The organism is Staphylococcus sp. HMSC063A07, from assembly GCF_001836955.1.
GTDB lineage: Bacteria > Bacillota > Bacilli > Staphylococcales > Staphylococcaceae > Staphylococcus > Staphylococcus lugdunensis.
In genome coordinates this window covers 380,895-397,330 of record NZ_KV830924.1, presented here as the reverse complement: position 1 = coordinate 397,330, position 16,436 = coordinate 380,895, and the positions used below count along the sequence as shown (strand labels likewise).

At 33.4% G+C, this 16,436-nt stretch carries 16 protein-coding genes; 12 read left to right on the top strand and 4 right to left on the bottom strand.

Features of this window, described 5'->3' with window-relative positions:
• Positions 1–157: 157 nt before the first annotated feature.
• Complete coding sequence (locus HMPREF2597_RS07905; RefSeq protein ID WP_070817261.1) at positions 158–1,531, bottom strand: aspartate kinase; 1,374 nt, start codon at positions 1,529–1,531, stop codon at positions 158–160.
• A 192-nt stretch (positions 1,532–1,723) separates the two neighbouring features.
• Here HMPREF2597_RS07905 and HMPREF2597_RS07900 point away from each other — a divergent pair, with 192 nt between their 5' ends.
• From HMPREF2597_RS07900 to HMPREF2597_RS07885, 4 genes are read left to right on the top strand one after another with little or no spacing between them, the layout of a single operon-like run.
• Positions 1,724–3,001 carry a homoserine dehydrogenase gene (locus tag HMPREF2597_RS07900; protein ID WP_002459219.1) on the top strand — a complete coding sequence of 426 codons (1,278 nt, stop codon included), beginning with the start codon at positions 1,724–1,726 and terminating at the stop codon, positions 2,999–3,001.
• A 5-nt stretch (positions 3,002–3,006) separates the two neighbouring features.
• Positions 3,007–4,068, top strand: coding sequence for a threonine synthase (thrC, locus tag HMPREF2597_RS07895; RefSeq protein ID WP_002459218.1), 1,062 nt, complete (start codon positions 3,007–3,009; stop codon positions 4,066–4,068).
• Complete coding sequence (gene thrB / locus HMPREF2597_RS07890; RefSeq protein WP_002478247.1) at positions 4,068–4,985, top strand: homoserine kinase; 918 nt, start codon at positions 4,068–4,070, stop codon at positions 4,983–4,985. Before thrC ends, thrB begins: the two co-directional genes overlap by 1 nt.
• Before the next feature lie 47 nt (positions 4,986–5,032).
• Positions 5,033–5,842: a Cof-type HAD-IIB family hydrolase gene (locus HMPREF2597_RS07885; protein WP_002478246.1), complete on the top strand. Its 810-nt coding sequence runs from the start codon at positions 5,033–5,035 to the stop codon at positions 5,840–5,842.
• Between the two features lie 199 nt (positions 5,843–6,041).
• Here the strand turns inward: HMPREF2597_RS07885 and HMPREF2597_RS07880 are convergent, their stop codons facing one another.
• Positions 6,042–6,356 carry a hypothetical protein gene (locus tag HMPREF2597_RS07880; RefSeq protein WP_002459215.1) on the bottom strand — a complete coding sequence of 105 codons (315 nt, stop codon included), beginning with the start codon at positions 6,354–6,356 and terminating at the stop codon, positions 6,042–6,044.
• Between the two features lie 178 nt (positions 6,357–6,534).
• Positions 6,535–7,980 carry an amino acid permease gene (locus HMPREF2597_RS07875; protein WP_002459214.1) on the bottom strand — a complete coding sequence of 482 codons (1,446 nt, stop codon included), beginning with the start codon at positions 7,978–7,980 and terminating at the stop codon, positions 6,535–6,537.
• A 220-nt stretch (positions 7,981–8,200) separates the two neighbouring features.
• Between HMPREF2597_RS07875 and HMPREF2597_RS07870 the strand changes: the two genes are divergently transcribed.
• The 5 genes from HMPREF2597_RS07870 (at position 8,201) to HMPREF2597_RS07850 (ending at position 12,543) form a co-directional block, all read left to right on the top strand.
• The gene (locus HMPREF2597_RS07870; protein WP_002478245.1) at positions 8,201–9,706 is read left to right on the top strand and encodes a catalase; all 1,506 of its coding nucleotides are present in this window, start codon (positions 8,201–8,203) and stop codon (positions 9,704–9,706) included.
• 79 nt (positions 9,707–9,785) lie between these two features.
• Positions 9,786–9,935 (top strand): 50S ribosomal protein L33, encoded by a 150-nt coding sequence (gene rpmG, locus HMPREF2597_RS07865; RefSeq protein ID WP_002459212.1) that lies wholly within the window; start codon positions 9,786–9,788, stop codon positions 9,933–9,935.
• Between the two features lie 160 nt (positions 9,936–10,095).
• Positions 10,096–10,365: a 30S ribosomal protein S14 gene (gene rpsN / locus HMPREF2597_RS07860; RefSeq protein WP_002459211.1), complete on the top strand. Its 270-nt coding sequence runs from the start codon at positions 10,096–10,098 to the stop codon at positions 10,363–10,365.
• Between the two features lie 163 nt (positions 10,366–10,528).
• Positions 10,529–11,506, top strand: a complete 978-nt coding sequence (gene guaC, locus HMPREF2597_RS07855) for a GMP reductase (RefSeq protein ID WP_002459210.1) — start codon at positions 10,529–10,531, stop codon at positions 11,504–11,506.
• 11 nt (positions 11,507–11,517) lie between these two features.
• Positions 11,518–12,543, top strand: coding sequence for a CAP domain-containing protein (locus tag HMPREF2597_RS07850; protein ID WP_070817260.1), 1,026 nt, complete (start codon positions 11,518–11,520; stop codon positions 12,541–12,543).
• 213 nt (positions 12,544–12,756) lie between these two features.
• Here the strand turns inward: HMPREF2597_RS07850 and lexA are convergent, their stop codons facing one another.
• The gene (lexA, locus tag HMPREF2597_RS07845; RefSeq protein WP_002459208.1) at positions 12,757–13,380 is read right to left on the bottom strand and encodes a transcriptional repressor LexA; all 624 of its coding nucleotides are present in this window, start codon (positions 13,378–13,380) and stop codon (positions 12,757–12,759) included.
• A 142-nt stretch (positions 13,381–13,522) separates the two neighbouring features.
• Between lexA and sosA the strand changes: the two genes are divergently transcribed.
• The 3 genes from sosA (at position 13,523) to tkt (ending at position 16,354) form a co-directional block, all read left to right on the top strand.
• Complete coding sequence (gene sosA, locus HMPREF2597_RS12995; protein WP_002459207.1) at positions 13,523–13,756, top strand: DNA damage-induced cell division inhibitor SosA; 234 nt, start codon at positions 13,523–13,525, stop codon at positions 13,754–13,756.
• A gap of 262 nt (positions 13,757–14,018) precedes the next feature.
• Complete coding sequence (locus tag HMPREF2597_RS07835) at positions 14,019–14,255, top strand: DUF896 domain-containing protein (RefSeq protein ID WP_002459206.1); 237 nt, start codon at positions 14,019–14,021, stop codon at positions 14,253–14,255.
• Between the two features lie 110 nt (positions 14,256–14,365).
• The gene (tkt, locus tag HMPREF2597_RS07830; RefSeq protein WP_070817259.1) at positions 14,366–16,354 is read left to right on the top strand and encodes a transketolase; all 1,989 of its coding nucleotides are present in this window, start codon (positions 14,366–14,368) and stop codon (positions 16,352–16,354) included.
• The last annotated feature ends 82 nt before the right edge of the window (positions 16,355–16,436 follow it).

Below are 16,436 nucleotides of genomic sequence, written 5' to 3'. Positions count from 1 at the left end.
AGACTCTTGAGGGAACAGGACAAGCTGAAGCTGTCCCCAAAGAAAGCGAGCCAACAATACGACGTATTCAATAAAAAAGAAGCAGTCAGATGAGTTGAATTCAATTCATCTGACTGCTATTTTTTGAGATTTATGTCCCAGCCTGTTTTGTCTTTGTTTAAACGTTATCGATGCATTTTCCGTGATAACAAAATTCATACGTTGCATGTACGGCTTTTTCAGCATCTTTAACTGAAATACCAAACATCATCGATATTTCAGAAGCACCTTGATTAATCATTTTTAAATTGATGTTAGCTTGTGCTAATGCATGCGTGATTTTATTTGCTGTTCCTACGGTCTGATTCATTCCTTCTCCTACAATCATTAAAATAGCTAAATCATGCTCTACACTTAATTCATCAACTTCACACTTCTTACGTATTGCGTTTAGAACGTCTTCTTCTTTACCTTTAAGTTGATGTGAACGCATAATTATGCTGATACTATCGATGCCAGATGGCATATGATCAAATGAAATATTAAAGTCTTCTAATATTTGTAATATTTTTACAGTAAATCCAATTTGACGATTCATTAAATATTTTTTGATATTAATAACTGTAAAATCTTTATCACAGCTTATCCCACTAATGACATTATTTGCACTGATATCTCGGTCATGTTTGATAAAAGTGCCTTTATCTTGTGGACGGTTTGTATTTTTAATCACGACAGGTATGCGATGTTTGTAAAGTGGCTGAAGTGCTTCGTCGTGGAAGACACCAAACCCTGCATAAGACAGTTCACGCATTTCTCGATATGTGATTTCTTTAATAAGCTCTGGATGTTTAATAACATTAGGATTGGCTTTAAAAATTCCAGAAACATCAGTGAAGTTTTCATAAAGTGATGCATTAACTCCACGTGCGATGATAGCACCTGTTATATCCGAGCCTCCTCGTGGGAATGTGACAATATAGCCATGTTTAGAAACACCAAAGAAACCAGGAATAATGATTTTTCCTTTAATGTTACGTAATTGTGCAATTCGCTCATAAGCTTGCTCCAATATTTGGGCTTGTTGCGGTAAATCAGTGACTAGAATTCCTGCATCCTCAGGAGATAAATACGTGGTAGGTACCCCTTGCGTATTATTATAATCTGCAATGAGCTGTGCATTAAAATTTTCTCCACATGACAATAATGCATCATAGAGACGCGGTGGACGATTTTTTAATGAATGAATTAATTTTTCTAATGTCGTATCTATTGATTTGAGTATCTCGGTCGACATTTGAAGTTCATTAACAATGTCAGCGTATCGTTGCACAATTTGACGCTTCTTATCTTGATAATCTAAACCACTTGTTACTTTTTCATATAGTCGAATTAATAAATCTGTCGTTTTAATATCATTTTTATAACGTTTACCAGGAGCGGAAACAATGATAATTTTTCTTTCGTCATCAGCATTAACAATGTTTAATACTTTTTTTATTTGAGATGCATTAGCGACGGAACTACCTCCAAATTTAGCTACTTTAACCAATGGAACCAACCTTTCTAAAAAATCAGAAAATTCTATTTAATTTTCTGATAGCACGTGATAATATATAGCTATATATTTGGAGTGAAGTTTTAAACATTGAAATAATAAGAATTGATTTATATAATATACTATTATATAGTATTTTTCAACAGTACAAATGTATTTTAGAAAAAGACAAAAGGGGGATAAGTAATGAAAGAATTAAATATTGCGTTATTAGGGCTTGGTACAGTTGGCTCAGGTGTAGTTAAAATAATCGAAGAAAATAGGCAGCAAATTAAAGACACAATTAATAAAGATATTATTATTAAACATATTTTAGTCCGCAATAAGGCAAAGAAGCGTCCTATAAACTTTCAACAATATCATTTGACTGAAGATGTACATGAGATATTAAATGATGACTCAATTGATATTGTTATTGAAGTAATGGGTGGCATTGAACCAACAGTTGATTATATAAGTAGAACACTTAAAAGTGGTAAACATGTGATTACTGCAAATAAAGATTTGCTTGCAGTTCATTTGCGTTTACTTGAAGATTTAGCAGAAGCTAACGGTGTAGCGCTTAAATTTGAAGCAAGCGTTGCAGGTGGTATTCCAATTGTAAATGCAATAAATAATGGATTAAATGCCAATAATATTTCAAAATTCATGGGCATATTTAATGGTACCTCAAATTTTATTTTAACTAAGATGTTTCAAGAGCATACATCTTTTGAAGAAGCATTAAATGAAGCGCAGCGTTTAGGCTTTGCTGAAGCAGATCCTACAGATGATGTAGAAGGTATTGATGCAGCTAGAAAGGTAGTTATAACTTCATACTTATCATTTAATCAAGTAATTAAATTAAATGATGTTTACATAAAAGGTATTAGTGAGACAACGCTTGATGATATTCTTGTGGCTGACAAGTTAGGCTATAAGATTAAATTGATAGGTAAAGGCATTTATGAACATGGAAAAGTACATGCGTCTGTTGAACCAACATTGATACATAAAAGTCATCAATTAGCCTCTGTAGACAATGAATACAATGCTATTTATGTTATAGGTGATGCTGTAGGAGACACGATGTTCTATGGCAAAGGTGCAGGTAGTTTAGCGACAGGTAGTGCCGTAGTAAGTGATTTATTAAATGTGTCGTTATTCTTTGAATCTAATTTACACACGCTACCTCCTCATTTTGAACTTAAAACAGATCAGACTAAAGAGTTAATGGATCATGAGCATTTAGTTACACTACAAGAAAAATATAGTTACTTTGTTGTGGTTAATAGTAGTGAAACATTAGACAAAATAAAAGAAATAATCAAGTCTAATCTGCCTTTTCATAAATCTTTTGACATTATAAAAAGAAATGATACTACATATGCTGGAGTTATTACAGGTGTTGATGTATCACCAGAACAATCATTAAAGCAAGCAGGTATTGATATAATCAAAGTTTATCCTGTAGAAGGAGTTTAAATATTATGAAAAGATGGCAAGGATTAGTAGAAGAATATCGGTCTTATTTACCGGTTAATGAAGAGACGCCTCAACTTACACTAAATGAAGGAAATACACCATTAATTCATTGTGACTATCTGTCACAAAAATTAAATATAAATCTATACGTAAAGTATGAGGGAGCAAATCCTACTGGCTCGTTTAAAGACCGTGGTATGGTTATGGCTGTGACAAAAGCAAAAGAACAAGGGAAAAAGATTGTGATATGTGCTTCGACAGGAAATACATCTGCTTCTGCAGCTGCATATGCTGCTAGAGCAGGCTTAAAAGCAATTGTAGTTATTCCAGAAGGTAAAATAGCACTCGGAAAATTATCACAAGCTGTCATGTATGGTGCTGAAATAGTGTCAATTGAAGGTAACTTTGATGAAGCGTTAGAAATTGTTAAAGAAATTGCGAAAGATGGTGAGATTGAATTAGTTAATTCAGTTAATCCGTTCCGCATTGAAGGACAAAAGACGGCATCATTTGAAGTTATTGAGCAATTAACAAAAGCTCCGGATATTTTAGCTATACCGGTTGGTAATGCTGGTAATATTACAGCATATTGGCAAGGATTTAAGGAATATCATGATAAGCATGGTGTAACATTACCACGTTTATTTGGTTTTCAAGCAGAAGGTGCTTCTCCTATTGTTCAAAATAAAGTCATTAAAAATCCAGAAACAATAGCGACTGCGATTCGTATAGGAAATCCTGCGAGTTGGACTAAAGCAACCGCTGCATTAAATGAATCTCACGGATTAATTGATAGTGTAACTGATGAAGAAATTTTAGAAGCTTATCAAATTATGACTTCAAAAGAAGGCATATTTAGTGAGCCAGCAAGTAATGCATCAATTGCAGGATTAATTAAATTACACCGTGCTGGACAGTTGCCAAAGAATCAGACAGTTGTAGCTGTATTAACGGGTAACGGACTTAAAGATCCTGATACGGCTATATCACTTCTAGATAATCCGATTCAACCTTTACCTAATGATAAACGAAGTATTATTGAATATATCAAAGGGGTTCTTAAATAATGGAGGACTATTTACATTTAAAAGTGCCTGCATCTACTGCTAATCTCGGTGTGGGTTTTGATTCAATTGGCATGGCGATTGACAAATATTTACATTTATATGTATATAAAATTGCAGGTGAAAATTGGCAGTTTCATTATTTAAATAAAGAGTTAGATAGCTTACCTAAAAATAAAAATAATTATATTTATCAAGTTGCGCAAGAGGTCGCAGAACGTTATCAGGTTAAGTTGCCGGCATTAAGAATTGATATGAGAAGTGATATTCCTTTAGCACGAGGTTTAGGTTCATCTGCTTCTGCTTTAGTAGGTGCATTGTACATTGCTAATCATTTCGGGAATATACAGTTGTCGAAATATGAACTTTTACAACTAGCAACCGAAATGGAAGGTCATCCAGATAATGTTGCGCCAACTATTTATGGAGGATTACTTGCTGGGTATCATAATCCAGAGACTTTAGAAACTGATGTGGCACATATTAACATACCTAAAGTTGACATTATTTTGACTATTCCACCATATGAGTTAAGAACTGAAGATGCAAGACGTGCACTTCCACAGTCTTTTGGTCATAATAATGCCGTTCAAAGTAGCGCTATTAGCAATACAATGATTTGTGCATTAATACAACATAATTATGAGCTTGCTGGAAAAATGATGATGCAAGATGGCTTTCATGAACCGTTTCGTCAGCAACTGATTCCAGAATTTGCAAAAGTTAAAGAAATTGCGCAAGCATATCATGCATATGCTACGGTTATTAGTGGTGCAGGCCCAACGATTTTAACACTTAGCAGAAGGGAATACAGCGGTGAAATTGTGAGACAATTGCGCCGAGCATGTCCACATTGTATTTCTGAGCTCTCCTATATCAATGAAACAGGAGTATTTGAAGAAATTGTGTTTCAACATTAATTTTATTGTAAAATAAAATTGAGATAGAGAAAGGAGAGACAACTTTTATGACTACATATCAAGTGGTTGTGATGGACATGGATGATACTTTATTAACACGAGACAATAAGGTTGATCCAATTACGAAGCAATATTTAATTGATATTCAAAATCAAGGAATTAAAGTAATATTAGCTTCTGGGAGACCAACGGAAGGGATGTTACCTACAGCGTATGAATTGAAGTTAGACATGCATAAAAGCTATATCATGAGTTATAATGGCGGACAAACGATAAGCGTTGCTGATGAATCTATCGTTGCTGAGCAGTCAGTTCGCAAAGAGGATTTTGATGCTATAGTGGATTATTGTCGTCAAAATAACTTTTTTGCTATGACTTATCAAGATGGATACATTATTTATGATGACGACCATGAATATATGAATATTGAATCAGAAATAACTGGATTACCTATGAAACGTGTTAATGATTTAAAGCAATATATACAGCAAAATGTTCCGAAAGTGCTTGCAGTTGATTATGAGGAACATATTACAAAAGCACGACAACATTTAGCAGGGTCGTTTAATGATAATGTTGACGTAACTACGAGCAAACCATATTTTTTAGAATTTATGGCTAAAAATGTGTCGAAAGGTCATGCTATTTCGTCATTTTGTGATAAATCAAATATTGACCTAGCTCAAGTTATCTGTTTTGGCGATAGTCCGAATGACATGTCAATGTTTAAAGTAGTAGGTCATGCCGTAGCAATGGGAAATGCTACTGATGATTTAAAAGCAATCTCAGATGAAGTTACATTAGATAACAATGCTAATGGTATTCCACATGCGTTAAAACAACTACTAAACATATAAAGCAATAAGATTATCATGTTTAGTAATAATAAATGGTCTGGGACATCATTATGTATTAGGCTATGAGTTAAATATTGACAGTAGTTAACTGGATTGAAAATACATTTATACCAAGCTTTTTTCAATTCTAGTCAAGCTTGATGGAGCGGAACAAAATTCATTATGAATTTTGTTCCGCTCCATTTGTGATTTATTAAAATTATTTAGCAGTATGCGTCCATTCATTCTTCCCTCTGTAACGTTTGATGTGTGCATAGACCTGATCTGCAGCGTAATCAAGGTTTGTATAAACTGTTATGGTAAATGCAGACTGATTCTCTTCAAAGGGTTCTTCTAAAAATACTTCTTTTAAATGATTGAATAAATTATTCATCTGATTATGATCTAAACTAGGGTATTCTCTTAAAGTACGTTTGATTAAGCGTCCTTTGCTATCCTCTAGGGATTGCACTACGATAACAAATCTTTCATCTTTCTTCAATACATCATCGAATAAATTAGTTTGTCCTATCATATAATCCACCTCGAAACCTTAGTCTTTAACTACATTATACATAATAAAGCCTTTTCAGAAAATAATACATTTAAAAAAGCGCAACACTTTTAATGTATAAGCATACAAAATTAGTGTTGCACTTCGACGATATTTATTAAAGATATAGTAAATTAATGTGTATTATTATAATGATATATTAGTTAATTTCATGTTGTGATAAATCCATATCTTCCAATTTGACATATTTTGTTTTTCTAATCAGTTTATGAATAAAGAAAATGATTGCGAGTACGATAAGTGGTAAGAAATTGATAAATACACCACTGAATTGGCCAGCCATCAATTTGCCGAATGAACTACCGAATAACAGGAAGATCAACATCAAGAATACAATAATTGGTCCAAGCGGATATAAAGGAGAACGATAAGGCAATAATGTTGAAATATCTTTTCCTTGTTTTTTAATTGCACGACGCAATCTTACTTGTCCCCATGTACTTGCACCCCAAACTAAAATAACCATTGAGCCAATGATATTAAGTAAACTAAATACTGCATTGGCATTAAAATTAGCATAAATAATAACTAAAACAATGAAAATATATGTCGTTATTAATGCACGCAAAGGTAATTTGGTAGTTGGATTTAACTTTCCTAAAAATTTGGGTGCTTGGCGATTATCACTAAGTGAATACAACATGCGACTTGTAGTATATAAACCAGAATTCGCTGCTGATAACAATGAAGTTAAGATAACAGCATTGATGACTGATGCAGCAAAAGCAATTCCAATACGATCAAAGACAATCGTAAACGGACTTTGTGCGACTGATTCATGTTCATTTAATAGCAATGAATCTGTATAAGGAATAATTGCTGAAATAACAAAAATTGACAATACATAAAATAATAATATTCTCCAAAAGACTTGCTTAACAGCTTTAGGCATCGTTTTACTTGGATTATCAGATTCACCAGCGGTAACAGCAACGACTTCAGTACCTCCAACAGAGAATCCAGCTACAAGTAGTACGCTAAGAATGCCTGTGATGCCACCTACAAATGGTGCATTACCTTTTGTAAAGTTATCAAAACCATATGCATGTCCACCAAGTATGCCAAATATCATGAGAAAACCAATAATTATAAATACAATAATTGTAATTACTTTAATTAATGAAAGCCAAAACTCAGTTTCTCCAAAAGCTTTAACCGTAAATATATTAAGTAATAAAAGTAATGTGATGAATATTAAACTCCAAGTCAATGGACTGAAGAAATGGAATACATTCCAGTAATGTATAACACTAGCTGCAACCATAACATCGACACTCGAAACTAAAGCCCACATAATGTAATATAACCATCCCATGGTAAAGCCGAGTGATGGGTCAATAAATCTCGTAGCATATGAACTAAATGAGCCAGATACTGGATAAAAAGTTGCGAGTTCTCCAATTGAAGCCATTAGAAAATAAAGCATAACTCCAATTAATAAGTAGGCTAAAATTGCACCACCAGGACCTGCTTGAGCAACGACACTTCCGGTTGCTACAAAGAGACCAGTTCCAATTGCGCCACCGATGGCTATCATAGATATGTGTCTGGAACTAAGACCACGTTTCATATTATTATCTTCCATATGAGCTCTCCCATCTATTTTATAAATATACACATCATTTTAATCCTTTTAAATCAAGTATTCAATAGATTTTGAGAATATTCCGCATAAATATTTTAAATTTTCTGATATTTAATAACGGAGATATACAAGTTTGATAATGATTAAATTGTGGGTATGTTAACTATAAGCTAAATTATAATTATTATAATGAAGCATTAGTCTTGAAAGGAGCATATCTATGTCAAAAGAGGATAAAAAATTAACTGATCTTTTTGGGCACCCCGTTTCAGATAGAGAAAACAGTATGACAGCTGGTCAAAGAGGTCCACTTATGATGCAAGATATTTATTACTTGGAACAAATGGCACACTTTGATCGTGAAGTAATTCCAGAACGCCGTATGCATGCGAAAGGATCAGGGGCGTTCGGAACGTTTACAGTTACGAATGATATTACGAAGTACACATCAGCTAAGATTTTTTCAGAAGTCGGTAAACAAACGGATATGTTTGCACGCTTTTCAACGGTAGCTGGTGAAAGAGGGGCAGCAGATGCTGAACGAGACATTCGTGGGTTTGCGCTTAAATTTTATACTGAAGATGGAAACTGGGATTTAGTGGGGAATAATACACCGGTCTTTTTCTTCAGAGATCCTAAACTCTTTGTTAGTTTGAATCGTGCTGTAAAAAGAGACCCTCGTACCAATATGCGTAGTGCACAAAACAACTGGGATTATTGGACAGGGTTACCTGAAGCATTACATCAAGTGACAATACTAATGTCTGATAGAGGCATTCCTAAAGATCTTCGGCATATGCACGGCTTTGGATCACACACCTATTCGATGTATAATAATGAAGGTAAACGTGTTTGGGTGAAATATCATTTTAGAAGCCAACAAGGTATTGAAAATTTAACCGATGAAGAAGCGGCAGATGTGATTGCACAAGACCGGGATTCATCACAAAGAGATTTATATAATGCTATTGAAAATGGAGATTATCCTAAATGGAAAATGTATATTCAAGTGATGACAGAAGAGCAAGCAAAAAATCATAAAGATAATCCATTTGATTTGACTAAAGTTTGGTATCATGGTGAATACCCATTAATTGAAGTCGGCGAATTCGAATTGAATCGTAATCCAAATAATTATTTCCAAGATGTAGAGCAAGCTGCTTTTGCGCCAACGAATATTGTACCTGGTTTAGATTTTTCACCTGATAAAGTATTACAAGGAAGATTATTTTCATATGGAGATGCACAACGTTACCGTTTAGGAGTTAACCATTGGCAAATTCCAGTGAATCAACCTAAAGCTGTCGGAGTAGAGAATCTATGCCCGTTTAGCCGCGATGGACAAATGCGTGTCTTAGATGATAACCAAGGTGGCGGACCACATTATTATCCAAATAATCAAGGCGTATACGCTTCTCAACATGAATATAAAAAGCCACCATTTCCAACAGATGGTGATGGTTATGAATATAATTATAGGGAAGACGATGATAACTACTTTGAACAGCCAGGAAAACTATTTAGATTACAATCGGATGAAGCAAAAGAAAGAATGTTTATAAATACAGCTAATGCGATGGATGGCGTAACAGAAGATGTTAAAAAGCGACATATTCGTCATTGCTATAAAGCTGATCCAGACTATGGAAAAGGCGTCGCCAAAGCACTAGAAATTGATATCAATACAATAGATTTAAATGATGAAAACGATGAGACGCATGAATAGCTAGAAGATATTGCATCATTGTAAAAGTTGTGTTAAAATTTTAAATCGTAAGTATTCCTAACAAGAAAGGGTGTTTAACGTGCGCGTAAATGTTACATTAGCATGTACAGAATGTGGCGATCGTAATTATATTACTACTAAAAATAAACGAAATAATCCTGAGCGTATCGAAATGAAAAAGTATTGCCCAAGATTAAAAAAACACACATTACATCGTGAAACGAAATAATCACTTACCTTTAAATACGACAATTTAAAGTTTGACATAAGAGCTGTGGAATGCAATCCATAGCTCTTATTTATATAGTAAAAACTTATTCTTGATTTAATTAGAAAATATGCTAAAATATAAAACGTAATAATTACGATTTAAGGAGCGTTTTTAATATATGGCTAAAAAATCTAAAATTGCGAAAGAACAAAAAAGAGAAGAATTAGTTAATAAATATTATGAATTAAGAAAAGAACTAAAGAAAAAAGGTGATTATGAGGCTTTACGTAAATTACCTAGAGATTCATCGCCAACACGTTTAACGCGTAGATGTAAAGTAACAGGCCGTCCTAGAGGCGTGTTAAGAAAATTTGAAATGTCTCGAATCGCATTTAGAGAACACGCGCATAAAGGACAAATTCCTGGTGTTAAAAAATCAAGTTGGTAAATTTTCAAAAGTACAACTCAAGTCCATTTACATTGACAATAAAAAATTGTAAAGTATATGAGGGTAGAAAATATGAATGATTATCAAGTGTTTTGATTTAATCATTCGTGATTTACCCTCAGTTTTTTATTTTTATACTTAATTATAAGGGGCTTATAAATAAATGAAAATTTTTGATTATGAAGATATCCAATTAATTCCGAATAAATGTATTGTTGAAAGTAGATCTGAGTGCGATACTGCAATTCAATTTGGCCCACGTAAATTTAAATTGCCAGTTGTGCCTGCTAATATGCAAACAGTTATGAATGAAAAATTAGCACAATGGTTTGCTAAAAATGAGTATTTTTATATAATGCATCGTTTTGACGAAAAGTCTAGAATACCATTCATTAAAAATATGCATGATCAAGGATTATTTGCGTCTATATCAGTTGGTGTTAAAGCACGTGAATTTGACTTTATTGAGCAATTACAACAAGCTGATATCGTGCCTGAATATATAACGATAGACATTGCTCATGGACATTCTGATTTAGTTATCCGTATGATTAAACACATCAAGCAACATTTGCCACAAGCCTTTGTAATTGCTGGAAATGTTGGTACACCTGAGGGCGTAAGGGAATTAGAAAATGCCGGTGCAGATGCGACAAAGGTTGGTATTGGACCAGGAAGAGTGTGCATTACCAAAATAAAAACTGGATTTGGAACTGGAGGCTGGCAACTCGCTGCACTCAATTTGTGTAGTAAAGCAGCACGTAAGCCGTTAATTGCTGATGGAGGCATTCGCACGCATGGTGATATTGCAAAATCGATACGTTTCGGAGCTTCAATGGTTATGATAGGTTCATTATTTGCTGCACACGAAGAATCTCCAGGAGAAACAGTTGAGTTAGATGGTAAACTGTACAAAGAATATTTTGGAAGTGCTTCAGAATTTCAAAAGGGTGAACGTAAAAATGTTGAAGGTAAAAAAATGTTTGTCGAACATAAAGGCTCATTAGAGCATACACTTGTAGAAATGCAGCAAGATTTACAGAGCTCTATTTCATATGCTGGTGGCAAAGATTTAAAATCTTTAAGAACTGTCGATTATGTAATTGTTCGAAACTCAATATTCAATGGAGATCGAGATTAAATTTTTGGTAGGTGAAAACCATTAAAAAATTTTTAAGTATTAGTTTAATTTTACTATGTATTATTATTATCTTTCCAATTAGAGAAAGTTCTCTAGTCGTACACATGCAGCAAGACGTCAGAAGTTTTATTGATCAACAAGTATTCAATAAAGAAGATGAAAATGAAGAGACACTTAAAGTACCTCAAGAACAACCTTTTGCTGTTAATAATGTTCAGTTAAATATGAAAAAAGGTAATGTAGAAGAAAAATATGGTAAAGCCAAAAGAATAACCACAAATGAATATGGTACAAAATGGTATGCATACTATGATGGCGATTATCAAAGATTTGTAATGATTGCATATTTAGATAATAAAGTGCACGCTTTGTATACAAATCAAAACATAATAACTTCTAAGTCTAAGATTAAGTATGGGACACCCAAGCAAGTTGTTAGACAAAGGTTGGGTCAACCTATAACTGAAATGGATAAACAAAGGTTGCGTATTGCAATTAAAAATAGTGAATATGATGTCTTTCATTCAAATCATGTGTATACAACGATATTTTATGATAAACATGAACAAAATGGTGTAACAGCATTAATGCAAGTTAGTGATAAAATGGAAAAGCGTTTAACAAAACAATATGCAGCACCGTCTAAATCATTAGCTAAAAGTTATGAAATGCAAAATGTAGATTTAATTAATTCAGAAAGAAAGCAACATCAATTAGCTACTTTGTCATATTCAAGCAACATTTCAAACACGGCACGCAAACATAGTGAAGATATGGCGAAGCATCATTATTTTGATCATACGAATTTAGACCAAGAGTCACCATTCGATCGGTTAAAAGCAGATCGCATTGAATTTAATGCGGCCGGTGAAAATCTAGCTTATGGTCAAGTTAGCAGTATTTATGCCCATCAAGGATTAATGAATTCATTAGGACATCGAAAGAATATCTTAAATGAACATTTTAACACGGTTGGTGTGGGTGTAGATTTTAATGATGAAAGGCAGCCTTATTGGATAGAAAATTATACGGGTTAAGCGTTTAATAATGACTAGTAATGGGTAAAATTTCTGTGAAGGAAGTCGATGAATATGACATCAAAACAGAATAATAATCAAAAAGAGGATATTTTGGAAAAAGTAAAAGATATCCTGCATAAAAGTAATCAAAAAGAAGCTAGGCACTAGTTGCTTAGCTTCTTTAACTTTATATAAGAGAATTACTAACAATAAAATGTTTTATTGACACAATTAAAGTTCACGGTACAAGCCGATAACTTTACCTAAAACAGATACTGAATCAAGGTAAATTGGCTCCATGGAACTATTTTCCGGTTGTAAACGATAATGATGCTTTTCTTTATAGAATCGCTTAACAGTAGCCTCATCTTCGTCTGTCATAGCTACAATTATGTCCCCATTTTCTGCAATGGTTTGACTTCTAACTATTACTTTGTCTCCATCAAGAATGCCAGCTTCAATCATACTTTCACCAACTACATTTAAAATAAAAATGTCACTATTATGTGTAGAGGTTAAATGCTCAGGTAATGGAAAATACTCTTCAACATTTTCAACGGCAGTAATAGGAATACCAGCAGTTACTTTACCAATGACAGGTACGTGAATAGTCCCTTCCATATCGATAGCGGCATCATTATGCTCTGATACAATTTCAATAGCTCTTGGTTTTGTAGGGTCTCTGCGGATATAACCTTTTTCCTCTAGTCGAGATAAATGTCCATGCACCGTAGAACTTGAAGCTAATCCTACAGCTTCTCCTATCTCACGAACACTAGGCGGATAACCTTTTGTTTGAACAATATGCTTAATGTAATCATATATTTCACTTTGACGTTTTGTTAATTCTCTCATATATAGGCACTCCCTAATTTTATTTATTTTTATTATATCATTTAGTAACAAATAAAACAAACGTTTGTTCGTAAAAATGTTGACATAGAACATGAGTTCTGATAAATTATAAATACAAACAAATGTTCTAGGAGTGTTTAACATGATTTTAAAATATAAAAGTCAAATAGCTACTTATATCATAGTTTTTATAATATCTTTGCTTGTTTTCTCTTTATTTTTCACGACGGCATATCAAAATTCTAAAGTAGAACAAACGTACGAAATGGCAGATCATAATATCTCACAACATTACAAAATCAACTCTGAAAGCAAACAACAATCTATATCTAACAGCGAACAAAATCACACAAGTGTGTTCGCATATGCGAAATAATCACGAACAACATATTTCATATTTATTATATTTAGGTAAAGCAATGCGGTAATTTTTATTAACAGTGCGATTTAATTAGAAAAGTAATATACAATTTTGTGATGGGGTAAGTTGAATTATTGTAATGATGCTAATAAATATTAATGATATATCATGAAAGGTGAGCGTAACGATTTGGTTACATTCACCTTTTTGTTATATTCTTTATAAGTTAGGTACTATTTAAATGTGAAATATGTATATATAAAGGTGGGTAAATTCAATGACTAAAAATAATTTGAACATCGATAGAATTAATCAATTAGCAAGAAAGAAGAAAGAGCAAGGCTTGACAGAAGCAGAGGCAAAAGAACAAGCTAAGTTACGTAAAATATATTTAGAAGAATTTAGAAAGGGCTTTAAACAGCAAATTGAGCACACTAAAGTTATGGATCCTGAGGGTAATGATGTAACGCCTGAAAAGCTAAAACAAATTCAAAAACATAATAAAAATAAATAGTTTCTGCAAACTACAGAAAATTTAGTAATTTTAAACGAATATTTATGAATTTATCTATAATTAAGGTATAATAATAGCAACATTTATTTCTAGAAGGGAAGACATAAAAAATGTTTAACGAAAAAGATCAATTAGCAATAGATACCATTCGTGCATTAAGCATTGATGCAATTGAACAGGCTAACTCTGGGCATCCGGGTTTACCAATGGGAGCTGCACCAATGGCATATACTTTATGGACAAGACATTTGAATTTTAATCCACAGTCTAAAGATTACTTTAATAGAGATAGATTCATTTTGTCTGCTGGACATGGATCTGCATTACTTTATAGTTTATTACACGTCTCAGGAAGTCTTGAGCTTGAAGAGCTTAAACAGTTTAGACAATGGGACTCAAAAACACCAGGGCATCCAGAATATAGACATACTGATGGTGTAGAAGTAACAACAGGACCATTAGGACAAGGATTTGCAATGGGAGTAGGGATGGCATTAGCTGAAAGTCATCTTGCAGGTAAATTTAATAAAGATAATTTTGATATTGTTAATCACTATACTTATGTATTAGCTTCAGATGGCGATTTAATGGAAGGAATTTCTCATGAAGCGGCTTCATTTGCAGGCCATAATCAATTAGATAAACTCATTGTCTTATATGATTCAAATGATATTTCATTAGATGGAGAATTAGATAAAGCTTTTTCTGAAGATGTAAAAAAACGTTTTGAATCATATGGTTGGAATCATATTTTAGTTAAAGATGGTAACAATTTAAACCAAATAGACAAAGCGATTACTACTGCTAAGTCTCAGCAAGGTCCAACTTTAATTGAAATTAAAACAATTATTGGTTATGGTTCACCTAACAAAAAAGGCACAAACGGTGTCCATGGTGCACCTTTAGGCGCAGAAGAAAGAAAACTAACATTTGAAAACTATGGTTTAGATCCAGATAAAAAATTCTATGTTCCTGAAGAAGTATATGAAATTTTCCAAACAACAATGTTAAAACGTGCTAATGAAAATGAAGAATCTTGGAATGATAAATTAGAAGCATATTCTCAACAATATCCGCAATTAGCAGAAGAATTTAAATTAGCTGTCAGCGGTAAGTTGACATCAAATTATAAAGAAAAATTACCAAGATTTGATTTGAATCATAATGGTGCTTCTCGTGCTGATTCTGGAGAAGTTATTCAAGATTTAAGTCAATCTGTTCCATCTTTCTTTGGTGGTTCTGCTGACTTAGCTGGTTCAAATAAATCAAACGTTAAAGAAGCTAAAGATTATGACAAAGATACACCAGAAGGTAAAAATATATGGTTCGGTGTACGTGAATTTGCTATGGGCGCAGCAGTCAATGGTATGGCTGCACATGGAGGCTTGCATCCATATGGAGCGACATTCTTTGTATTTAGTGATTATCTAAAACCAGCATTGCGTTTATCTGCAATAATGGGTCTTAATTCAACATTTATTTTCACGCATGATTCAATAGCTGTCGGAGAAGATGGTCCTACGCATGAACCAATTGAACAACTCGCTGGCTTAAGAGCGATTCCCAATATGAATGTTATTCGCCCAGCTGATGGTAATGAAACACGTGTAGCTTGGGAAGTTGCACTTGAATCTGAACAAACGCCAACATCATTAGTATTAACTCGTCAAAACCTCCCTGTCCTTGATGTAACAGAAGCACAAGTAGAAGAAGGCGTTCGTAAAGGTGCTTATACAGTATTTGAAACAGAAACAGCAGTTGAGTATTTATTATTAGCTTCAGGTTCTGAAGTAAGTTTAGCTGTTGAAGCTGCGAAAGATCTTGAAAAGCAAGGTAAAGGTGTAAGAGTTGTATCAATGCCAAACTGGTTTGCTTTTGAACAACAATCTGATGATTATAAAGAATCTGTCATTCCAAAACATATTACGAAACGTGTTGCGATTGAAATGGCATCATCACTTGGTTGGCACAAGTATGTGGGTACTGATGGCAAAGTCATTGGTATAGACGAATTTGGGGCAAGTGCGCCAGGTGGTCTAGTAGTTGAAAAATATGGTTTCACTAAAGAGAATGTATTAAATCAAATACAAACGCTTTAAATAAATTAAGTTTTATAAAGATTGAGGCATTTGAAGTTAACGATTTGACTAACTTTATTTTCTCTATGTCGACTATTTCGGC